The sequence below is a fragment of the Mesorhizobium sp. P2_E6 genome (assembly GCF_056403835.1).
The window spans coordinates 880,902-903,059 of the sequence record NZ_JBFUEQ010000001.1; the positions used below are offsets into that span (position 1 = coordinate 880,902).

Annotated in this window: 19 protein-coding genes; 15 read left to right on the forward strand and 4 right to left on the reverse strand. The window is 63.0% G+C overall.

Features of this window, described 5'->3' with window-relative positions; all coding sequences use genetic code 11:
• Positions 1-79: 79 nt before the first annotated feature.
• From AC1D08_RS04150 to AC1D08_RS04190, 9 genes are all read left to right on the forward strand, one after another.
• Complete coding sequence (locus tag AC1D08_RS04150; protein WP_184877599.1) at positions 80-256, forward strand: Flp family type IVb pilin; 177 nt, start codon at positions 80-82, stop codon at positions 254-256.
• A 185-nt stretch (positions 257-441) separates the two neighbouring features.
• Positions 442-960: an A24 family peptidase gene (locus tag AC1D08_RS04155; RefSeq protein WP_095082371.1), complete on the forward strand. Its 519-nt coding sequence runs from the start codon at positions 442-444 to the stop codon at positions 958-960.
• Positions 961-1,174: 214 nt separating this feature from the next.
• On the forward strand, positions 1,175-1,990 hold the full coding sequence (gene cpaB / locus AC1D08_RS04160) for a Flp pilus assembly protein CpaB (protein ID WP_457153293.1): 816 nt from the start codon (positions 1,175-1,177) through the stop codon (positions 1,988-1,990).
• The gene (locus tag AC1D08_RS04165) at positions 1,987-3,504 is read left to right on the forward strand and encodes a type II and III secretion system protein family protein (RefSeq protein WP_095082367.1); all 1,518 of its coding nucleotides are present in this window, start codon (positions 1,987-1,989) and stop codon (positions 3,502-3,504) included. The genes cpaB and AC1D08_RS04165 overlap by 4 nt, the downstream gene beginning before the upstream one ends.
• A 12-nt stretch (positions 3,505-3,516) precedes the next feature.
• The gene (locus tag AC1D08_RS04170; protein WP_457153294.1) at positions 3,517-4,254 is read left to right on the forward strand and encodes a CpaD family pilus assembly protein; all 738 of its coding nucleotides are present in this window, start codon (positions 3,517-3,519) and stop codon (positions 4,252-4,254) included.
• A gap of 43 nt (positions 4,255-4,297) precedes the next feature.
• Positions 4,298-5,581, forward strand: coding sequence for a CpaE/TadZ family protein (locus tag AC1D08_RS04175; RefSeq protein ID WP_457153295.1), 1,284 nt, complete (start codon positions 4,298-4,300; stop codon positions 5,579-5,581).
• Between the two features lie 29 nt (positions 5,582-5,610).
• Entirely contained in the window at positions 5,611-7,116 is a 1,506-nt protein-coding gene (locus AC1D08_RS04180) for a CpaF family protein (protein WP_477225344.1), read from the forward strand.
• A gap of 20 nt (positions 7,117-7,136) precedes the next feature.
• The gene (locus AC1D08_RS04185; RefSeq protein WP_477225345.1) at positions 7,137-8,150 is read left to right on the forward strand and encodes a type II secretion system F family protein; all 1,014 of its coding nucleotides are present in this window, start codon (positions 7,137-7,139) and stop codon (positions 8,148-8,150) included.
• 9 nt (positions 8,151-8,159) lie between these two features.
• Complete coding sequence (locus tag AC1D08_RS04190; protein ID WP_457151533.1) at positions 8,160-9,182, forward strand: type II secretion system F family protein; 1,023 nt, start codon at positions 8,160-8,162, stop codon at positions 9,180-9,182.
• Positions 9,183-9,355: 173 nt separating this feature from the next.
• Here AC1D08_RS04190 and AC1D08_RS04195 read toward each other — a convergent pair whose 3' ends face one another.
• Entirely contained in the window at positions 9,356-10,177 is an 822-nt protein-coding gene (locus tag AC1D08_RS04195; protein WP_457151535.1) for a tetratricopeptide repeat protein, read from the reverse strand.
• A 124-nt stretch (positions 10,178-10,301) separates the two neighbouring features.
• Between AC1D08_RS04195 and AC1D08_RS04200 the strand changes: the two genes are divergently transcribed.
• The 5 genes from AC1D08_RS04200 to pdeM all read left to right on the forward strand — a co-directional run bounded on the left by AC1D08_RS04200 (position 10,302) and on the right by pdeM (position 16,361).
• Positions 10,302-11,666, forward strand: coding sequence for a leucyl aminopeptidase family protein (locus tag AC1D08_RS04200; RefSeq protein ID WP_457151532.1), 1,365 nt, complete (start codon positions 10,302-10,304; stop codon positions 11,664-11,666).
• Between the two features lie 72 nt (positions 11,667-11,738).
• On the forward strand, positions 11,739-12,089 hold the full coding sequence (locus AC1D08_RS04205) for a MarR family winged helix-turn-helix transcriptional regulator (protein WP_056588405.1): 351 nt from the start codon (positions 11,739-11,741) through the stop codon (positions 12,087-12,089).
• Positions 12,090-12,184: 95 nt separating this feature from the next.
• Positions 12,185-13,045, forward strand: a complete 861-nt coding sequence (locus AC1D08_RS04210) for a C40 family peptidase (protein WP_477422579.1) — start codon at positions 12,185-12,187, stop codon at positions 13,043-13,045.
• Between the two features lie 66 nt (positions 13,046-13,111).
• Complete coding sequence (locus AC1D08_RS04215) at positions 13,112-15,631, forward strand: ligase-associated DNA damage response DEXH box helicase (RefSeq protein WP_457151530.1); 2,520 nt, start codon at positions 13,112-13,114, stop codon at positions 15,629-15,631.
• Between the two features lie 13 nt (positions 15,632-15,644).
• On the forward strand, positions 15,645-16,361 hold the full coding sequence (pdeM, locus tag AC1D08_RS04220) for a ligase-associated DNA damage response endonuclease PdeM (RefSeq protein ID WP_457151529.1): 717 nt from the start codon (positions 15,645-15,647) through the stop codon (positions 16,359-16,361).
• A gap of 2 nt (positions 16,362-16,363) precedes the next feature.
• Here the strand turns inward: pdeM and AC1D08_RS04225 are convergent, their stop codons facing one another.
• Genes AC1D08_RS04225 through AC1D08_RS04235 form a run of 3 tightly spaced genes read right to left on the reverse strand, consistent with a single transcriptional unit; the run spans position 16,364 to position 20,966 of the window.
• Complete coding sequence (locus AC1D08_RS04225) at positions 16,364-17,299, reverse strand: dimethyl sulfoxide reductase anchor subunit family protein (RefSeq protein WP_457151528.1); 936 nt, start codon at positions 17,297-17,299, stop codon at positions 16,364-16,366.
• A 5-nt stretch (positions 17,300-17,304) separates the two neighbouring features.
• A complete protein-coding gene (locus tag AC1D08_RS04230) occupies positions 17,305-18,039 on the reverse strand; it encodes a 4Fe-4S dicluster domain-containing protein (RefSeq protein ID WP_477393451.1) in 735 nt (244 codons plus the stop codon).
• Positions 18,036-20,966: a molybdopterin oxidoreductase family protein gene (locus tag AC1D08_RS04235; protein WP_477422582.1), complete on the reverse strand. Its 2,931-nt coding sequence runs from the start codon at positions 20,964-20,966 to the stop codon at positions 18,036-18,038. Before AC1D08_RS04235 ends, AC1D08_RS04230 begins: the two co-directional genes overlap by 4 nt.
• Positions 20,967-21,244: 278 nt before the next feature.
• Here AC1D08_RS04235 and AC1D08_RS04240 point away from each other — a divergent pair, with 278 nt between their 5' ends.
• Entirely contained in the window at positions 21,245-22,153 is a 909-nt protein-coding gene (locus AC1D08_RS04240; RefSeq protein WP_457151525.1) for a LysR substrate-binding domain-containing protein, read from the forward strand.
• The last annotated feature ends 5 nt before the right edge of the window (positions 22,154-22,158 follow it).

Below are 22,158 nucleotides of genomic sequence, written 5' to 3' on the forward strand. Positions count from 1 at the left end.
CTCCCTAGATTGCCAGTATCCGATCAACCAACGCAGAAGTTGACGGAAGTGCTGTAACACGTGGAGTAGGAGCTCTCGAATGTCTAATCTCATCGCACGTTTTGTGAAGGACGAATCCGGCGCGACCGCTATCGAATATGGTCTGATCGCCGCTCTCATCGCGCTCGCCATCATCACTGGCGCTGGCGCGCTCGGCAATGCACTCAACACCAAGTTCCTGGCTATCGGAAACACCCTGAACAGCAGCGGCAGCTAATATTCCGCATAGCTGAGCGCTGAGCGCTGAGCGCTCGGATCACGTTCTGTAGAAGGGCTGCCGCGTGGCGGCCCTTCTCTATTCCGCTGCCAATACCAGTCGCCTTTTCGTTCCGGGCCTCACCAATCGTTAATCGAACATGGCTAGATTGAGCCCTGTGAAATCGGACAATAGGCATAGCGCCGATGCTTGAAGCCCTGATCTTCGTCGTGTTTCCGTTCTGCATGCTGTTTGCCGCGATCTCCGACATGCTGTCGATGACGATCGCCAATCGCGTGCCGGTGCTGCTTGTTGTTGTTTTCGCGCTGGTTGCGCCACTGACGGGTATGGAATGGGCAGCCTATGGCGGACATATCGCCACTGGCGCCCTGGTCCTGGCCGTGACGTTCGGCCTGTTTGCAATGGGTGGCATGGGTGGTGGCGACGCCAAGCTGCTGGCCGCCTCCGCGATGTGGATGGGTCTCAATATACATCTCGTCGAATATCTTGTGGTCTCGACAATCATCGGCGGCCTGCTGACGCTCGCCATCCTCCTCTACCGGAAATCGCTGCTTGCGGCCGTTACCGGCCAAAATCCGTTTCTGCGCCATTTCGCCGAAGAGTCAAATGGGGTTCCCTACGGCATCGCGCTTGGCCTTGGTGGGTTGCTGACCTATCCGGATTCGCCCTTGATGGTCTGGGCGCTGACCAGGCTGGCGACCTGAACACGATCCGATTTCGGTTATCCACCAGCATTGTCGCAGCCGGCTTTCGACAACGCCGGGACGGCCCGTTTTGGCCGGTCAGGCCACATTCCGGCTAATTTATGTAAACGTTAAATTAATCACGATCGTAAGCATTACATTAACCTTGTTTTGACGATTGCCGCTGCAAAGTCCGGCTTGGCTACGTGGTTTGCCAGGGCAAGGGTTCGGACAGATGCCAGCATCGCGATTGATAATTCTGAGCGTGGCGGTGGCCGCGGCGGGTGGTGCCGGTTATGTCGCGAAGAACATGGTGGCACCGCCGCCCCAGATCGTCGTCGATTCCGGGCCCCAGGCGCCGGCGGTGTCGCTGCAGGATGTGCTAGTGCTTTCGGGCGACGTTCCGATGGGCAGTCCGCTCGAGAAAAACATCGCCTGGCAATCCTGGCCCGCCGACGGCATCAACGCGAATTTCATCACCCGCACCGCCGAGCCAGAGGCGCTGGAAAAGCTGAAGGGCTCCGTTGCCCGCGTGGCGATGTACGCCGGAGAGCCTCTGCGGCGTTCCAAGCTGATCGGCGAGGGGCAGAGCTTCATGTCGTCGATCCTGCCTTCCGGCATGCGGGCGGTCGCCACCGCCATCTCGGCCGACACGTCGGCCGGCGGCTTCATTCTTCCCAACGACTTCGTCGATGTCATCATGACCCGCAGGGGCGATGCCAGCGGCGGCGGCGCCACCAGTTTCAACACTGAAACCATCCTCAAGAACATCCGCGTCCTGGCAATCGACCAGACCATTCAGGAGGACGAGGAAGGCAAGAAGACCAGGGTGGGCCAGACAGCCACGCTGGAACTGACACCGCGTCAGGCGGAGATCATCACCGTTGCCCAGCAGATGGCGGATCGCCTGACCCTGGCGCTGCGGGCGGTCGCGGACACCCAGGAAAAGAACCTGGGCGAGGCCGACTATCTCGTTTCCGGCAATGGCCGCAGGGGAACGGTGAGGCTGATCAAGTCGGGCGAAGTTTCCGAAGTGGGGGCAAGGAAATGAGGCTAAGTGGTAAACTGCCGGCAATTGTAGCCGCGGCATTCAGCCTGCTGCTCATCGGGACGAATCTGCAAGGCGTCGTCGAGGCAAAGAACGCGCAGGTCACTGCATCGACGGCAACCCAGCGCGTCAAGCTTGGCCTCAACAAGTCGGTGGTCATCGACCTGCCGAGCGATGCCTACGATATTCTCGTCGCCAACCCGGCGGTTGCCGATGCGGTGACCCGCACCGCAAGGCGTATCTATCTGTTCGGCAAGGCGGTCGGCGAGACGAACATCTTTGTCTTCGGTCCGAATGGCGAGCAGATCGTCAGCCTGGATCTGGCTGTCGAACGCGACGTTGCCGGCCTTGAAGACTATATCAAGCGCTTCATTCCAACGTCGGCAATCAAGGTGGAACTGCTGAATGACAACGTCGTCCTGACAGGGACGGTCGACACGCCGCTGGACGCAAAACGCGCCGTCGACCTGGCGACGATCTTCGTGTCGGGCGGTGAAGCGACCACGGGACAATATTCGCAGACCGCGGCCGGCGGTTCGGCGCAGAACGGTGTCCAGATCGACAATCCGGACCAGGAACGCCGCACCAGTAAGATCGTCAACCTGCTTCAGATCATCGGCGACGATCAGGTCACGCTGAAGGTGACGGTCGCCGAAGTCAGCCGCTCGGTGATGAAGCAGCTCGGCGTCAACATGGTCGGCAGTGGCGGCAGCAACGGCATCAGCTACGGCGCGGTCAGCGACAATTTCACCGGCCTCGGCAAGCAGCTGTCGAATTCGGGCTTCAACATCGGCGCCTCGGGGCTGCAGGCCTATATCAACGCCATGGAGCAGTCCGGCGTCATGAAGACACTGGCTGAGCCGACCTTGACCGCCGTGTCCGGCGAGAAGGCGACCTTCAAGGTCGGTGGTGAATACAACATGGTGAGCGGCGTCTCCCAGAATGTATCGACCGACAACCAGACCGGCCTGAAGACCTACAGCGTCGACAAGATCGAGTACGGCATCGGTCTGGAATTCCAGCCGGTGGTGTTGTCTCCCGGCCGCATAAGCCTGAAAGTCAGAACCTCGGTTTCCGAGCCGACAACGGAAGGGTCGGTTTCTTTTTCCAGTGGCGTGACCAGCCCCGGCATGAATGCCCTGTCACTGCGCAAGCGCCTTGCCGATACGACCGTTGAACTGCCCTCGGGCGGCTCCATGATGATCGCCGGCCTGGTTCGCGACGATGTCAGGCAAGCCGTCAACGGGTTGCCAGGGCTGACAAAGATTCCGGTGCTCGGCGCGCTGTTCCGCAGCAGGGATTTCGTGCGCAACGAAACCGAGCTGGTGATCATCATCACGCCGTATCTCGCACGGCCCGTGGCACGCAACGACCTTGCCAAGCCGGACGACAATTTCAACGCTGCCAGCGATGGCGCCGCCATGTTCCTTGGCAGGGTCAATCGCGTCTACGGCACCATGCAGACTGACAAGCCCAACGGCCGTTACCATGGCGTTGTCGGCTTCATCTACAAATAGGCGGGAGCGGATATGTCTCAGTCAGCATTGAAGGCAAGCACCATCGCCACGACGATGCGCTTTGGCCGTTCGCGGATTTGCGGGCGAGCCGTTCCGGTCCTGGCAATTGCGGTAGCGGCGCTGCTGTCCGGCTGCGCCAATCGCGACAGCGTCACCGTCGGTGCGATTCCGGATGATTATCGTACCAATCATCCGATCGTGATCGCGGAGAAGAACCAGAAGATCGACCTGCCTGTCGGCGCCGGCGATCGCGGCATGACCGGATCGCAGCGCGACACGCTTCTGGGCTTCCTCGACAGCTATGACAAGAGTGCCGCCCCGACGCTGACGATCCAGGTCCCGAGCGGGTCGGCCAACGAGGTCGCCGCGACGGCGGCGGCCCGCGATTTCGCCCGGCTCGCGGTCGCCGCCGGTGTCAAGCGCAACCGGGTCGTCGTCACCTCCTATCAGGCCGCCTCGAGCGAGATCTCCTCGCCGGTTCGCGTCTCCTTTGTCTCGGTCAGAGCCCAGACCGACAAATGCGGACGCTGGCCAGCTGACCTGGTCGAGACCTCGGAAAACAAGCATTATGCCGACTTCGGCTGCTCCTATCAGAACAATCTCGCCGCGCAGATGGCCAACCCGGCCGATCTGCTCGGCCCGCGCAAATCTACCGACATCGATGCTGAAAATCGCGGCGCGGTGATCGATGTCTACCGTCAGAGGGGCATCTCGGGCGAGTTCCTTAGCAATTCGGAAGTAGATTTCTGAGCCGCCGTCTCGGACAGAACAGGCCACGCGAAAGAGTATGATCATGAGCAACCTTGCCTACGACGCCCCGGTGGATGGCAGCGATACTTCGCAGCAAGACATCGCCGCGATGCAGGCATTGCGGCCGATCCCGCGCATCTCGATCCAGGCATTCTGCGAGACCGAGGGCGTTGCAAATCCGGTCGAGCGCGCCGGCGAGGACCGCCGCATGACGAAGGCGCATCTCAAGGTCCATATGGGCGGCGTCCCCACCGCCATCGAATTCTATCAGTCGGCGCCGACGCCCAATCTTATCCTGCTGGAATCGCGCAGCGAGCCGAAGCAATTGCTGGAGCAACTCGCCCAGCTCTCGGAATATTGCGATCCGACCTCGAAGGTGGTGGTGATAGGTCATTACAATGATGTCGGTCTCTATCGCGAGCTCATCCGCTCCGGCATTTCCGAATATGTGATCGCACCTGTGTCGATGGCTGACATCGTCAGCGTGGTGTCGTCGATTTTCATTGATCCGGAAGCCGAGCCGCTCGGCCGCTCGATCGCCTTTGTCGGCGCCAAGGGCGGCGTCGGTTCCTCCACGATTGCCCACAATGTGGCCTGGGCGATGTCCACCCTGTTCAAATCCGAGGTGGTCGTCGCCGATCTCGACCTCGCTTTCGGTACGGCCAACATCAATTTCGACCGGGATCCGGCGCAAGGCATCGCCGAGGCGGTGTTTTCGCCGGAGCGCATCGATGAAGTATATCTCGACCGTCTGCTGACCCAGTGCGCCGAACACCTGTCGCTGCTGGCAGCCCCTTCGACGCTCGAAAGGGTCTATGACTTCGATCCCGAAGCCTTCGCGCAGCTCATCGACACCGCCCAGCGCAGCGTGCCGCTACTGGTGCTCGATATTCCCCATGCCTGGACGGGCTGGACCAAGAACACGCTGATCAAGGCCGACGAGATCGTCATCACGGCGACGCCGGAACTGGCCAATCTGCGCAACACCAAGAACATGGTCGACATGTTGAAGCGGCTTCGTCCCAACGACCCGCCGCCGAAGCTGATCATCAACCAGGCCGGCGTCCCCAAGCGCCCGGAGATTTCACCGTCCGATTTCACCGAGCCGCTCGGCCTGACGCCAATGTCGGTCATTGGCTTTGATCCGTTGCTGTTCGGCAATGCCGCCAACAACGGGCGCATGCTTGGCGAAATGGATGCCAAGAACTCGGTTGTCGCGATGATCAACGAAATCGCGCACGTGCTGACTGGGCGCAGTGAAATCAAGACGAAGAAGAAGGCAGGGCTTGGCAATCTGCTTGGCAGGCTCTCGCGCAACAAGAAATGACGTTTCAGCGGTGGAATCGGTAGCAGATCATGTTTGGTAAAAGAGGCAGCGACGACGGAAACCGGTTCACGCCGGAATTTCGCCAGCCGGCACCGACCCCGGTTGCGCCGGCGGCCGTAAGTTCTGCGGATACGGCGGTGCTTGCCCGCCCCGCTGCGCCTCCGCCAAGCGCACCTGTCGCGCCGCCGGCGCGCCGCACAATCGATGCGCCGTCATCGGCACCGGACCTGAAGCGGGTCCAACGCGAAAAGAGCGAATCCTATTACGACACCAAGAGCCAGGTTTTCTCCGCGCTCATCGACACCATCGATCTGTCGCAGCTCTCCAAGCTTGATCCCGAAAGCGCACGCGAAGAAATTCGCGACATCGTCAACGACATCATCGCGATCAAGAATTTCGCGATGACGATCGCTGAGCAGGAGGAACTTCTCGAGGACATCTGCAACGATGTGCTCGGCTATGGGCCACTCGAGCCGTTGCTGGCGCGCGATGACATCGCCGACATCATGGTCAACGGCTCCAAGAACGTCTACATCGAAGTCAACGGCAAGGTCGAACAGACCGGCATCCGCTTTCGCGACAACCAGCAGCTCCTCAACATCTGCCAGCGCATCGTCAGCCAGGTTGGCCGCCGTGTCGACGAATCCAGCCCGATCTGCGACGCGCGTCTTCCCGACGGTTCACGCGTCAACGTCATCGCGCCGCCGCTCTCCATCGACGGTGCCACGCTCACCATCCGCAAATTCAAGAAGGACAAGCTGACCCTGGATCAGCTGGTCAGGTTCGGCGCCATCTCACCGCAGGGAGCCGAAGTTCTCAAGATCATCAGTCGTGTTCGCTGCAACATCGTCATCTCGGGCGGTACCGGCTCGGGCAAGACGACTCTGCTCAACTGCCTGACCAACTATATCGACCGCGAGGAGCGCGTCATCACCTGCGAGGACTCGGCCGAGCTGCAATTGCAGCAGCCGCATGTCGTGCGCCTCGAAACCCGCCCGCCCAATCTGGAGGGCGAGGGTGAGGTAACGATGCGTGACCTGGTCAAGAACTGCCTGCGCATGCGTCCCGAGCGCATCATCGTCGGCGAAGTGCGCGGACCCGAGGTGTTCGACCTTCTGCAGGCGATGAACACCGGCCATGACGGTTCGATGGGAACGATCCACTCGAACAGCCCGCGCGAGTGCCTGAACCGTATCGAATCCATGATCGCGATGGGCGGTTATTCGCTGCCTCAGAAAACCGTGCGCGAAATCGTCGTCGGCTCCATCGACGTGATCATCCAGGCGGCGCGCCTGCGCGATGGATCGCGTCGCATCACCCACATCACCGAGGTGATCGGCATGGAGGGCGACGTCATCATCACGCAGGATATCGTCCTCTATAACATCAAGGGCGAGGACGCCAATGGCAGGCTGCTGGGAGAGCATGTATCGACCGGCATCGGTCGTCCGCATTTCTGGGACCGGGCTCGCTACTATGGCGAGGAGCAGCGCCTCGCCACTGCGCTCGAAGCGATGGAGAAACGCGCTGACTGACGGCGTGAGGGTTCTGGCCAATGTTTGGAATTGACGGCACAGTACTGGCGTTTGTCGTGCTCGCCGGCTTTAGCGCCGGCGCGGTCGCCTATGCATTCCTGTTCACCCGGATCAGCAACGAGAAACAGGTCGGCAAGCGGCTTGAAACGATCAAGTCCGCCGAGACTGATCGCTCCGTCGTCAAGGCCTCGCGTGACCGCGCGGCGGAAGCCGTCAAGCGGCGCAAGTCGGTTCAGGATTCGCTGAACGAGCTCGACGCAAAGCAGAAAACCAACGACAGCAGGGTCAAGAAACCACCGCTGAAAGCCCAACTCCGTCAGGCTGGCCTGAAGATCACCGTCGAGCGCTTCTATATATACTCCGCCATATGCGGCCTCGCTTTGACGATGGTTGCCTTTGTGGCCGGAGCGCCGCGGCTCGTTCTGCCGGGCGTGCTGCTGGCCGGCGCACTCGGCCTGCCGCGCTGGTTCGTCTCGTTTCGTCGCGCCCGCCGCGTAAAGGCATTCCTCAACGAATTTCCAAACGCGCTCGATATCATCGTGCGTGCAGTCAAGTCCGGCCTGCCGCTGAACGACGCGGTGCGCCTGATAGCCAACGAATCTCCCGAACCGGTGAAGACCGAATTTCGTCGTATCGTCGATTCCCAGCAGATGGGCCTGTCGATCCCCGATGCGACCTTGCGCATGCCCGAAACCATGCCTTGCACGGAGGCGAGCTTCTTCGGCATCGTCATCCAGATTCAATCGCAGGCTGGCGGCAACCTATCCGAGGCGCTGGGCAATCTTTCGCGCGTGCTTCGCGATCGCAAGAAGATGAAAGCCAAGGTCCAGGCACTGTCGATGGAAGCGAAAGCGTCCGCCGCCATCATCGGTGCGCTGCCTTTCATCGTTGCGTTTCTCGTCTACCTGTCGAGCCCGAACTACCTGATGCCGCTGTTCGTCACCAACGTTGGACACCTGATCCTTGGGTGCTCGGCGGTCTGGATGTCGATCGGCATCTTTGTGATGCGCAAGATGATGAACTTCGAAGTCTAGGATGCTGGCATGACCGACCAAGTCATCAAATCCCTGACCGATCCGAGCTTCCTGATCGCGATGCTGGTCGCCATAGCGGTGTTTGCGACCGTTTTCACCTTGCTGCCGGCGTTTGGCGGAAACCAGCTCAAGTCACGCATGAAAACCGTCGCGCTGGAACGCGACGAACTGCGTGCCAAGCAGCGCGCCCGGCTTGCCGTCGAAGCGGATCGCCGTCGCAAGGGCCTGCGCGAGGAACAGTCGGTTGGTATGCGCAACATTGTCGACCGGCTGGATCTGAGGCGCGCGCTCGCCGATGAGGGCACATTGCAGAAACTCAAGGTCGCCGGCTTTCGCGGACAGAACCCGCTGACGCGGTTTCTTTTCTTCCGTCTCGTGCTTCCTTTTGTCGGCTTCGCGCTGGGCGCAATCTACACCTTCGTACTCGGAGGATTGCCCGACAAGCCATTGGTCATCAGGGTGTTCGTCTGCATCCTCGTTGCCTATGGCGGCTTCTACGCTCCGGTCGTCTACGTCAACAACCGCGCTACCAAGCGCAAGCAGTCGATCCAGATGGCGTGGCCGGATGCGCTCGATCTGATGCTGATCTGCGTCGAATCGGGCATGTCGGTGGAAGCGGCCCTGCGCAAGGTCGCCGACGAGATCGGCGCGCAATCGGTGGCGCTGGCGGAAGAATTCATCCTCACCAACGCCGAGCTTTCCTATCTGCAGGAGCGCAGGCAGGCCTACGAGAACCTGGCAAGCCGCACCGGCCTGGAATCGGTCAAGTCGGTGTCGCAGGCACTCGTCCAGGCCGAACGTTACGGCACGCCGGTGGCGCATGCACTGCGCGTGCTGGCCGCCGAAAGCCGCGACATGCGCATGAACGCGGCGGAGAAGAAGGCGGCGGCCTTGCCGCCGAAGCTCACCGTGCCGATGATCCTGTTCTTCCTGCCGGTGCTTTTCGCGATCATTCTGGGCCCCGCCGGCATTCAGGTCAGCCAGCGCGGCATCTTCGGCGATCGTTCGGCACCATCATCGACAGCGCAATAGAGGCGAGGCTCGTCCCGCATCAGAAATGAAGAAGCCGCGCTGAACGTAGCGCGGCTTCTTCATTTCAAGGTTGTCGCAGATTGTCGTCCATAGCATGTCGCACAAGAACGCAGCGGTATTGGGCCAACGACATGCATCAACAAAGACTTAAAGCGAGTTCGGCGCGACGAGATCTAGTTGGTCGCAGACTTTGGCTTGTCCTGGTCCTTGAGCTGGCTCCAGGCGTTCTGCTGGGCCAGCATCTGGCGCAGATAGGCGACGTTCGCCTGTGCCTGTTCGGGCGAGAGTTCCTGCGAGGCGATCTTCTCGGCTTCGTCGAAACGGCCCTGCAGGCCGACGACCAGCGCCAGGTTCTGGCGCACCCGGCTGTCTGCGTTCGGCTGCTGCGCGGCGGAGCGCATATAGGTTTCGGCGGTGCGCAGGTCACCTTCCAGCACGTAGGACATGCCGAGATTGGAGAGCACCGAAGGCTCGTTCGGCTTTAGTTCGAGAGCCTTGCGATAAAGCTGGCGCGCGTCGTCTTTCTGGCCGATCTGGTCGAGAATGGCCGCTTCGGCCGATACCAGCCTCCAGTCGGGATATTCCGGTGTCTGGGCGCGGCGCACGGCGTCCAGTGCGGCCTCGAACTGGCCATTGGCAGCCAGCGCCTTGCCATAGGAGGCGAGCACGTCGCGATCCTTCGGCAGGGCGATCGCCAGCTTGCGCATCACGGCGAGCGACTGGTCGGCGTCGCCATCCATCTGCAGCGCCGCCGCATAATTGGTGGCGATACGCTTGTCGGTGGGGTTCCTGGCGTAGGATTGGCCAAGTGCCGCCGTTGCAGTGTGCAGTTCCCCGCCCGACATGGCCTCCAGCGGTTTGCCGCTGTTGCGTCCGATCGAACCGGTGGTGAACTTGTCGGTTGCGCAACCGGCGACACTGGCCGCGAGCGCCAGCACGAGCGCCGTGGTGATGAACCGTTTTCCCGTGGCATTGATCGTGCGGTTGGTCGGCATCGGCACCGGGCCTCCATTCATACGCGGCCATTGCGTGGCCATCTTCCCTCCCGAAGAAATATTCTGTTAACCCTAACGGACGGTTAAGAATGGCGACTCAAGGGCGCCGCACGGAGAACATCGAATGCCTGTCGAACTCGTCGAAAAGAAACTGCCGGGCGCGCTGCCGGTCCATCTGGTCGCCAGGGATGGGCTGGAAGCAGCCGGTCTTGCACCTGCCGCGGTCGCCTGGGCCAGGGCAAACGGCTTTTCAGGCGAGGCAGGCAGGACGCTGGTCGTGCCCGGCGAAAAGGGAGCCCTCGGCGGCGCCTTATTCGGTATCGGCGATGGCGAGGGCGCACTCGCTCTTGGTGCGTTGTCGAAAGCCTTGCCGGAAGGCGATTGGCATTTCGCCTCCGCGCCGGCCGAGCCGGAGTTGGCGGCAACCGCACTGGTGCTCGGCGGCTATGCCTTTACCCGTTATGGCAAGAAACCCGGCAAGGCGCTGCGCTTCGTATTGCCGGCCGGCGTCGATGCCGGGCGCGTTCGCCGCATTGCCGATGGCGTCTTCCTGACACGCGATCTGGTCAACACGCCGACCAGCGACATGGGTCCGGAAGAATTGGAGAAGGCGGTGCGGAGCCTGGCCGCAGCGCACGAGGCCGAAATCTCGGTGGTGAAGGGCGACGATCTCCTCGATCGGAATTTCCCGATGATCCATGCCGTCGGTCGCGCGTCGACCGGCGCGCCGCGCCTGATCGACATGAGATGGGGGCAGCAAGGCGCGCCGAAGGTGACGCTGGTCGGCAAGGGCGTCTGTTTCGACACGGGCGGTCTCGACATCAAGCCGTCGTCCGGCATGCTGTTGATGAAGAAGGACATGGGCGGCGCGGCCAATGTGCTTGGTCTCGCCTCGATGATCATGGCCGCCGGCCTGAAGGTGCGTCTGCGCGTGCTCATTCCCGCGGTCGAGAATTCGATCGCCGGCAACGCCTTTCGGCCGGGCGACGTGCTGACGAGCCGCAAGGGCATCACCGTCGAGATCGGCAACACGGACGCGGAGGGGCGGCTGGTGCTGGCCGATGCACTGGCCTTGGCCGACGAGGAGGAACCGCAGCTTCTGGTCGATATGGCGACGCTGACCGGGGCAGCCCGTGTCGCGCTCGGTCCCGACCTGCCGCCCTTCTATACCGGCGACGAAGCACTGGCGTCCGACCTAGTGGCGGCTTCCGTCGCGGCCGAGGATCCGTTGTGGCGCATGCCGTTGTGGCGGCCTTACGATGCAAAACTGTCGTCGAAGATCGCCGACATCAACAACGTCACCACCGACGGTTTCGCCGGCTCGATCACGGCGGCACTCTTCCTCAAGCGCTTTGTCGAAAAGACCGCCGGCTGGGCGCATTTCGACATCTTCGCCTGGAACCCCGCCGACCGTGCGCATGGCCCCGCGGGCGGCGAGGCGCAAGGCATTCGCGCGCTGGAGCGGATCATCTCGAAACGCTTTGGCTGATAGCGACAAGCAGAGCCGGCAAATTGCAGAAACTGAAACGGAACCGAAACAATTTGCCGTCATGCTGCTCGGATGTCGATTGCCATGCGCCCGAGCCAGGCCTTGCGACTGTGGCAGCAAGTGATGCTGTCGCAGGTGCGCGACGACGCGCCGGACCTGACCATGCGCCAGACGGCGATCCTGTTCACCATCTATCTCGATCCGCCGCCGCACACGGTGCGCGGGCTCGCCGCCCGCCTCAATGTCACCAAGCCGGTGATCACCCGCGCGCTCGACACGATGGGTGCGTTGAAGCTCGTGTCGCGCCATCGCGACGAGCTCGACAAGCGCAATGTGCTGATCAGGCGCACGGTCGAGGGCGCGCTCTTTGTCGAGCGCTTCGGCGATGGTATCATTGCCAAGGCCCACGAATTGCCCATCTAAAGCACGATCCCGAACCGCAGGTCAGCGCAGCAAGAAGCGGGAACCAGTTTTTCGGACAAGATCATGCGTCAACATAATAAAGCAGAGTTGCTGATTTGACCGCCAGGGATGCCCGCCTTCACGCTTTCCGTTCCGACCTTGCCGATGCGCGGCTGAAGGGCGAGGTCGCCGCCGACCGCTTCGTCGCCGGCCGGCCGGCGCGGATCACCGCGTCCGTGGCCGATGTGCGCAAAGCGCCGCGGCCGGATGCCGGCGTCAACACCCAAGCCCTGTTCGGCGATGATGTCCTCGTCTTCGAGGTCGCCGAAGGCTGGGCCTGGATCCAGGCCGAGCGCGATGGTTATGTCGGTTACGTCGCCGATACCATGCTGGGCGGGCGGGATCAGGCGGCGACCCATATCGTGTCGGTGCCGCGCACTTTCCTTTACCCCGCGCCGGATCTGCGGTTTCCGATCGCCGGACAATTGTCGATGGGATCGACGGTTGCGGTGACGGGTGCAGCCGAAACGCGCGGCACGCACTATGCCGTCCTGCCTTCCGGCGAGGCGATCATCGCCGGCCATCTGCGGCCTGTCGGTGATGCGGCCGCCGACTATGTTGCGGTGGCCGAGATGTTTCTCGGCACACCTTATCTGTGGGGCGGCGCTTCGGGTTTCGGCATCGACTGTTCGGGCCTTGTGCAACTGGCGATGCGCATGACCGGAAGCGACGTGCTGCGCGATTCCGACATGCAAGCGGCGACTCTCGGCGAGCCGCTCGATCCTGGCCCGGATTACACCGGGTTGCGGCGCGGCGACCTCGTCTTCTGGAAAGGCCATGTCGCCGTCATGACCGACGCCGATACCATGATCCATGCCAATGGCCACACCATGCTGGTGTCGCGCGAAGGGCTGAAGGAGGCGATCGCCCGCATCGGCTATCTCTATGGCGGCCCGACCGGGTTTCGGCGGCCTTAAGGCCTTCGATCCCCTTTTGTTCCGATTTTTCTTGGCGATTGCCCACCTTCGCGCTACCTCTGGCGCGTGACAGAGCAGCCTCGCCTTGCCGAACAGAATGCCACCGTGGCCCTGCCCGAACCATTCATCAGGTGGTTCGGCGAGAAAGGCTGGTCGCCGCGTGCCCACCAGATCGAATTGCTGGCAAGGGCCCAGAGCGGGCAATCGGTGCTGTTGATCGCCCCTACCGGGGCCGGGAAGACGTTGGCCGGGTTCCTGCCTTCGCTGACCGAGTTGGCCAACCGGCCAAGGCGAAAACCGGGGCAGGCGCATCGCGGCATCCATACCCTCTACATCTCGCCGCTGAAGGCGCTGGCGGTCGACATCGAGCGCAATCTCGGCAAGCCGGTCGAAGAGATCGGCCTGCCTGTAACCATCGAGACGCGCACCGGCGACACGCCGTCGCACAAGCGTCAGCGCCAGAAACTGGTGCCGCCCGACATTCTGCTCACCACGCCCGAGCAACTGGCGCTGCTGATCGCGGCGCCCGATGCCCGTCGCTTCTTCGAGGATCTGCGCTATGTCGTGCTCGACGAGCTGCACTCGCTGGTGACGTCGAAGCGCGGGCATCTGCTGGCGCTCGGCCTGGCGCGGCTGCGCAGCTACGTGCCTGGCCTGCAGACGATAGGCTTGTCGGCTACGGTCGCCGAGCCCGACGAATTGCGGCGTTGGCTGGTCGGCCAGAATCCGCCAGGCGCCATGGCCGGCCTGATCACCGTGGCCGGCGGAGCCAAGCCCGACATCTCCATTCTCGACTCCGAGCAGCATGTGCCGTGGTCCGGCCATTCGGCCCGATACGCTATTCCTGAAATCTACGAGGCGATCAAAAGGCATCGCACGACGCTGCTGTTCGTCAACACCCGCAGCCAGGCCGAATTGCTGTTCCAGGAACTGTGGCGGGCCAATGAGGACTCGCTGCCGATTGCCTTGCATCACGGTTCGCTCGATGTCGGCCAGCGTCGGCGGGTCGAGAAGGCGATGGGCGAGAATGCGCTGCGCGCCATCGTCGCGACGTCGACGCTCGATCTCGGCATCGACTGGGGCGATGTCGACCTGGTCGTGCATGTCGGCGCGCCGAAGGGCGCGAGCCGCCTGGCGCAGCGCATCGGCCGCGCCAACCACCGCATGGACGAGCCGTCCAAGGCGATCCTTATTCCGGCCAACCGTTTCGAGGTGCTGGAATGCCGTGCCGCACTCGACGCCAACTATCTCGGCGCGCAGGACACGCCGCCGCTGATCACCGGCGCGCTCGACGTGCTGTCGCAGCACGTGCTGGGCGTCGCCTGCGGCGCGCCCTTCGATGCCGACCATTTGTTCGAAGAAGTGCGCCGCGCCGCGCCCTATGCCGGGCTGGCACGCGAGACCTTCGACCGTGTCGTCGATTTCGTCGCCACCGGCGGCTACGCGCTGAAGAACTACGAGCGCTACGCGCGCATTCGAAAGACGGTCGGCGGGCTGTGGCGCGTCTCGCATCCGCGTGTCGCCCAGCAATACCGTCTGAATGTCGGCACCATCGTCGAAATGCCGGAACTCAATGTCCGCTATGTCAGGCAGGGCCGTGGCATGGCTGGACGCGGCGGGCCGGTGCTGGGCAAGATCGAGGAGTATTTCGCCGAGACGCTACGCCCCGGCGACAATTTCCTGTTTGCCGGCAAGGTGCTGCGCTTCGAGGGCATCCGCGAGAACGAATGCGTCGTCTCCAACAGCGCCGGCGCCAACATCATCGTGCCGTCCTATGCCGGCGGCAAGTTTCCGCTCTCGACCTATCTCGCCGATCAGGTGCGCGGCATGCTGGCCGACAGCAACCGCTGGCAGGCGCTGCCCGAGCAGGTCGCCGACTGGCTGCGGCTGCAGAAGGAAAAGTCGGTGCTGCCGAAGCGCGGCGACCTTCTGGTCGAGACCTTTCCGCGCGGCAACCGCCACTACATGGTCGCCTATCCCTTCGAAGGCAGGCTGGCGCACCAGACGCTCGGCATGCTTTTGACGCGGCGGTTGGAGCGTGCCAACGCCCGCCCTCTCGGCTTCGTCGCCACCGACTATTCGCTGGCCGTCTGGGCGCTGGACGACATGGCGGCGCTGTTCAAGGCCAAGAAGCCGTCATTGGCCGCCCTGTTCGACGAAGACATGCTCGGCGACGACCTCGAGGCCTGGCTGAACGACAGTTGGATGCTGAAGCGGACGTTTCGCACCTGCGCGGTCATCGCCGGACTGATCGAGAAGCGTTTTCCCGGGCAAGAGAAGAGCGGCCGCCAGGTGACGGTGTCGGCCGACCTGATCTACGATGTGCTGCGCAGCCACGAGCCGGACCACATCCTGCTGCAGGCGACGCGCATCGATGCATCGGCGGGACTGCTCGATGTCAGCAGACTTGCCGAGATGCTCTCGCGTGTCCGCGGTCGAATCATGCATAAGCATCTTGAGCAGATATCGCCGCTGGCCGTGCCGATCATGCTGGAGATCGGCAAGGAATTGGTGAATGGCGGCGCCAACGAGTCCCTGCTCATGGAAGCCGCCGATCTGGTCGAGGAGGCGATGGGCCAAAGATGAGACTGATTTCGAGATGAATTTTTCACTGGCGCGCACGTCGCTGATCGCCGAGGCCGACCTTGTCGGCATCGCCGGCGAGCGTGCGGTCTGCGACCGGCGCGGCGTGCTTTATTTTCCGGATCTGCGGCTTCTGGCCGTTTCCGACCTGCATCTCGAAAAGGGTTCGTCGCTGGCGCGGCGCGGCGCGCTGATCCCGCCTTACGACACCGGCGCGACGTTGCTGAGACTGCAGGCCGTGATCGCTGACTACCAGCCATCCATCGTCATCAGCCTGGGCGACAGCTTCCACGATGGCGGCGGCGCCGAGCGCATGCATGCGAGCTTCCGCGAACGGCTGGAAGCGCTGATATCAGGCCGCGACTGGTTCTGGGTTGCCGGCAATCACGATCCGGAAGCGCCCGCCGACCTACCCGGCGAGACGGTGCGCGAACTTGCCATAGGCTCGCTGTTGTTCCGGCATGAGCCATCGAAGGAACGTGTCGAAGGCGAGATAGCGGGTCATCTGCATCCGTGCGCGCGCATCGTGCAGCGTGGGCGTTCGGTGCGGCGGCGCTGCTTTGCCGGCGATGGCGGCCGCATGATCATGCCGGCCTTCGGCGCCTATACCGGTTCGCTCAACGTGCTCGATCGCGCCTATGCCGGACTGTTTCGGCTGGACACGCTGATGGCCTATATGCTCGGCGCCGAGCGCATTTTTGCGATTTCACGCTCGATGCTCAGGCCGGGCTGAGGTCAGCGTCCGTAGTAGAGTGTTACCGTGTGCTTTGCCTCGGCGAAGAACAGCCAGCGTTCGACCAGCATGCCGGCGAACTGGACGCCGGCCGCGAGCAGCGACAGCAGCGCCGCGAAGGGCCACGGCGAGGCAAATACGGCGGCCAGCAACAGGATGGGCAAAGCGAAGGCCAGAACCTGGGTGATCTGGCGCAGGCGTGCGCTGTGCTTGCGCGCGATGCGGAACCCCATCTCCTTGAGCAGATAATTCTCTTCGGTATGCGGCCATTCCAGCGATCGTACCGTGCCGCCGGCGAGCCCCGTCGCGGTGTTGGCATTGGTTGGGATTTCCAGCCGGTCGTTGTAGCGCCAGGTTGCCAGCTTCCAGCCCCAGCCGAGCAGACTGAACAACACCGAGGCCGCCAGAAGGGTCTTCGAGCCGAGAGCAAATCCCTGCAGCAGCGCGTTCAACAGCACGCTGCCGGTCATCGCCGAAAAAATGAGGTAGCCGGGCAGCGTGAAGCGGCTGTGCCACTGGGCGATCGGCTTCAGCGACGCATAGATCATGCCGGTGGTACAGACGGTGACGACCGCACCACAGGCCGCCAGCAATCCGGCCACGGTCACCCAGCCGCCGCTGCGGCCGAAAAACACCCAGCCGATGCCGAACAGGCCCGCCGGAACGAAGGTGATGACAGAGGCAACGCCTTCGCGCGACAGCCATGAGCTGCGCCATTGCGAGAACGCCCGCCAGGCGCGTTCGGGTCTGCCGAGATGACCTGTCGAGGACAGCAGCCCGGCCATGATCAGGCCGAGCCCCAGGCCCATGCCGATGAGGCCCAGCCAGAAATCGGGCGGGATGATCTGGAAGCCTCCGAGCACCCCAAGCAGCGCCAGCAGCCCATAGCCGGCGCCGGTCGCGGTGGTGAAGAAGACGACGGAGGAGGCTGGATGCATGGATGTCAGTTCGAAAGCATGCGGTCGACCCAGCCCAGGAAGCCCCCTTCGGCCCGCACCGCTTCGAGTGCCGGTGCGGCCACCGATGCGGCGCGCTTGGTGTGGGCGCGTGGCGGCAAATATTTGTTGGTCGGGTGATAGCCGAGTTCCGGCATCAGGTCGACGCCGCCACGCTCCGCCACCAGTTGCGAGACAGCCGACGCGGGATCGCCGAGATCGCCGAAATGCCGGGCGCTGGTCGGGCAAGCGGCGACGCAGGCCGGCACGCGGTCTTCCTCGGCCAGATTGTCATTGTAGATGCGGTCGACGCACAGCGTGCACTTCTTCATCACGCCGACATCACGATCGAATTCGCGCGCCCCATAAGGGCAGGCCCAACTGCACAATTTGCAGCCGATGCACTTGTCCTCGTCGATCAGCACGATGCCGTCCGAGGCCCGCTTGTAGGAGGCGCCGGTCGGGCAGACCGTGACGCAGGCCGGCGTCTCGCAATGCAGGCAGGAGCGCGGGAAGTTCACGGTCCGCCCGCCCATGTCGGTGGTGTGTTCGTAGCTGTGGACGCGGTTGAACCAGACGCCGTCGACATGGCCGCCATAGGGGTCGATGTCGGTCAGCGGCGCCATGTGGCCGCCGGTGTTCCATTCCTTGCAGGCCGTGACGCAGGCCTGGCAGCCGACGCAGGTGTCGAGATCGATGACGAGGCCGAGCTTCTTGCCGCTTTGACTTGGCAGACAGGTCATTCGGCCGCCTCCCTTGCCCGGCGGAACTCAGCGCCGAAGGTCAGTCTGTCGGGGGAGGGTTCGAAGCCAGGCGGTTGTTGGAAACGTTCGAATTGCGGCTCGGTGAAGCCGGCTTCCTCGGCCGCACATTTGACGATGCGCACGCGCAGGTCGAACCACGCCGCCTGACCGGTCACCGGATCGGAGTTCGAATAGCGTTTGCCGTTGGCGTCTGCCGAAGTCTGGTCGCCGATGATGTGGTTGAGCAGGAAGCCGCGATTGGATTCGGCGGCGTCATCCTTTAGCCCCCAACTGCCGCGCCGCTTGCCGATCGCGTTCCAGGTCCAGACCGTGGTTTCGTTCACCCCGTCGACCAGCTTGATCTGTCCCTTGACCTTGCCGTTGATGCTTTCGATCCACACCCAGTCGTCATCGACAAGGCCGAGACCAGCGGCGGTCCGGTGATGCACGAACAGCCGGTTCTGGCTGGTGATTTGTCTCAGCCACGCGTTTTGCGAACCCCAGGAATGATACATGTGCATCGGCCGCTGCGTCAGAGCATGCAGCGGATAGTCTTGCAAATCGACGGCCGCTTCCTCGAAGGGCATATACCAGAACGGCAGCGGGTCCATATAGGTCTCGATGCGCTGGCGGTCGCCCTCTGGCGGCACCACGCGGCCATGGCCGCGTGCAGCCAGCCTGAAGCGCTGCAGAGGCTCGCAATAGAGCTGAAAGACGACCGGCTCAGCCTTGGGGATGAAACCCATCTGCACCGCGAAGTCGAGATAGGAGCGGTTGGCCATCTTGTAGTAGCGTTGGTCCTCGGCGAAATCGTGGTGCCAGAAGCCGCCATTGTCGATGTAGCGCTGCAATTGGTCCGGATTGGCCTCGCCCTTGCCAAACGAGGCTCCATCCTTGCCGCGCCAGCCGGCAAGCGGGCCGATGCCGGGCGTCCGCTCATGGTTGACGATGTAATCGGCATAGTCGCGGTATCTGGCCGAGCCATCGTCCTTGACGAAGCACGGCAGGCCAAGCCGCGCGCCGAGTTCGATCAGCACCGACTGGAACGGCCTGACATCGCGATCCGGCTCGACGACGGGATGGCGGATGGCGTCGCCCGGTCCGTCGGCATGGCTGATCGGCCGGTCGAGCAGGCTGATGCAGTCGTGACGTTCGAGATAGGTTGTGTCCGGCAGCACGAGATCGGCGAACGGCACCGTCTCGGAATAGTAGGCGTCGGAATAGATGATGAAGGGGATCCTGTAATTGCCCGCTTCGCCGCTGTCAGTCAGCATCGCTATGGTCTCGACGGTGTTCATCGAGGAATTCCAGGCCATGTTCGACATGTACATCATCAACGTGTCGATCGGGTACGGATCGCCGGCCCATGCGTTGCGGATAACGGTGTGCATGAGGCCATGTGCCGCCAGCGGTGCATCCCAGGAATAGGCCTTGTCGATGCGAACAGGCATGCCGGCCTCGTCGACCAAAAGGTCGTCCGGCCCGCAGACGAAGCCGAGCGGCATGCCGTCGAGCGGCGTCATCGGCTTGACGGTCTTGCCTAAAGGCTTTGGGCCCGGCGGCGCCGATCTCGGGTAGGGCGGCTTGAAGCGGAAGCCGCCGGGGACATCCACGGTGCCGAGCAGCACCTGCAAGAGATGGATGGCGCGGCAGGTGTGAAAGCCGTTCGAATGGGCGGAGATGCCGCGCATGGCATGCATCGACACTGGCCGCCCCTTGATCGTCTCGTGCCGGCGCCCGGCCCAGTCGGTCCAGGCGATCGGCAATTCGATCGTCTGTTCGAAGGCGACATGCGCGAGTTCGGCGGCGATCCTGCGGATCGTGTCGGCGGGAATGCCGCAGCGCTCTGCCACCGCGTCGGGTGCGTAGCTCTCATCGAGATAGCGGTCGGCGATGAGCTGGAACACCGGCACGCAGCGGCGACCGTCGACGGTGAAGCTGCCCGTCAGTGCAGGCTTGGCCTCGGTATCGGTGGCGCTGACCGGTCTCTTCGCAACCCTGTCCCAAGCCAGCGGATTGCCGCCGGCGTCACGCACGAACAGACCGTCATCCGCCGCGCCCGGCTCCTGGATGACGAGCAAATGCGCATTGGTGTACCGCAGGAGATAGTCGAGATCGACGCGCCCGGCCTTCAGCAATTCGTGGATGAGGGCGAACACGAACAGGCCATCGGTGCCGGGCCGGATGCCGATCCAGTCGTCGGCAATGGCGTTGTAGCCTGTCCGGCACGGATTGATCGAAACCACCTTGGCACCGCGCGCCTTGATCTTGCCGAGGCCGATCTTGATCGGGTTGGAATCGTGGTCCTCGGCGACGCCGAACAGCATGAAGTATCTGGTGTTGTCCCAGTCGGGTTCGCCGAACTCCCAGAACGACCCGCCGATCGTATAGAGGCCGCCGGCCGCCATGTTGACCGAACAGAAGCCGCCATGGGCGGCGAAGTTCGGTGTGCCGAACTGGCTTGCCCACCAGCCGGTGAGCGACTGCGACTGGTCGCGGCCCGTGAAGAAGGCGAGTTTTTTCGGATCAGTCCGGCGAATGGCCGAGAGCCGCTCGGTCGCGATCGAAAACGCTTCTTCCCACTCGATCTCGCGGAATTCTCCTGAGCCGCGCGGACCGGTCCGCAACAGCGGCTTCTTCAGCCGGGCCGGGCTGTAGTGCTGCATGATGCCGGAACTGCCCTTGCCGCAGATCACGCCGCGATTGACCGGATGGTCCTTGTTGCCGTTGATGTAGCGGACCTTGCCGCCCTTGATGTGCACGTCGATGCCGCAGCGGCAGGCGCACATGTAGCAGGTCGTCTTGGCGATGCTGTCGGAAATGCTTGGCGAAGTGTCGACGCCGTCGCCTTCATCGGGCGCTCTGGTGTCGACAAGCGGCCGTTGCGATGGTGCCGAATTTGCGCCGCGCGGCGATCGGTGCATCATGATCCGCTGGTGCCCGCACGGCCGGCGGACTTGGCTCGAGTCTTCGGCCCGGGGCCGCGCATATAGTGCTCTTCCGGGTGGTATCGGTCACCGGCCAACCGCCGCCGGATACCGCGGGTCCAATGGGCAAGCAGGGATCTGAACCGCCCGATCATTTTGTTCTCTGCGATTCGATGGCGAATTTTTTCTAACTTCACTCGAAAACGTAGAATAAAGGTATCGATCTGTCTAATCAGTTGTTCTTGTAAATTCGATCGATATTGGTTCTTAATGCGCCCATGACCCTGGACCAATTGCGGATTTTCGTCGCCGTTGCCGAGCGTGGCCACATGACCAAGGCGGCTGAGCTGCTTGGCATTTCCCAATCGGCCGCGTCTGCCGCTATTCGCGCGCTTGAAGAGCAGCATGGCGTCCATCTGTTCAACCGGGTCGGCCGCAACATCGAGCTCGCCCAGACCGGGCACCGCTTCCTGCCGGAAGCCAAGGCCGTGCTGGAGCGGGCAGCCGCTGCGCGCAACGTGCTGGAGCATGTCTCGCAGACGGTCACTGGCAGCCTCTCGATCGCCGCCAGCCAGACCATCGCCAGCTATTGGCTGCCGCGCCGGCTGGCTTCCTTCCACGAGGCCTATCCCGCCGTCAGGTTGAGCGTCACCATCGGCAACACCAGGCAGGTCGAGGCCAATGTCCTCGATGGTGCCGCGGATCTCGGTCTGGTCGAGGGGCGGACGGAATCCGACATCCTGCGCCGCGCCAAGGTCGACGTCGACAGGTTGATGCTGGTCGTCGCCAGCGCCCACCCCGAGATCGCCGAAGTCTCGCAAGGCCGGCCCGACATCAAGGGCCTGCGCTGGATCATCCGCGAGGGTGGTTCGGGCACGCGCGAAGTGCTGGAGGATCTGGCCCGCCGCGAAGGAATTTCGCTCGCCGACCTGCAGATATTCCTGGTGCTGCCGAGCAACGAGGCCATCCGCCAGGCGGTCGAGGCGGGTGCCGGCGCCACCATCATTTCCGAACTCGTCGTCGGCGGCGCGATTGCCGAAGGCAGTTTGCGCGCGGTGCCTATTGACCTGCCGAAGCGCGACTTCGCCATCATCACCCACCGCGACCGGCAGGCGAGCCTTGCCCAGATGGCGCTCAAGGTGCATCTCAGCGCCAGTGCTGATGAAGCGGTGCCCGCCCGCCCGTGAGTGGG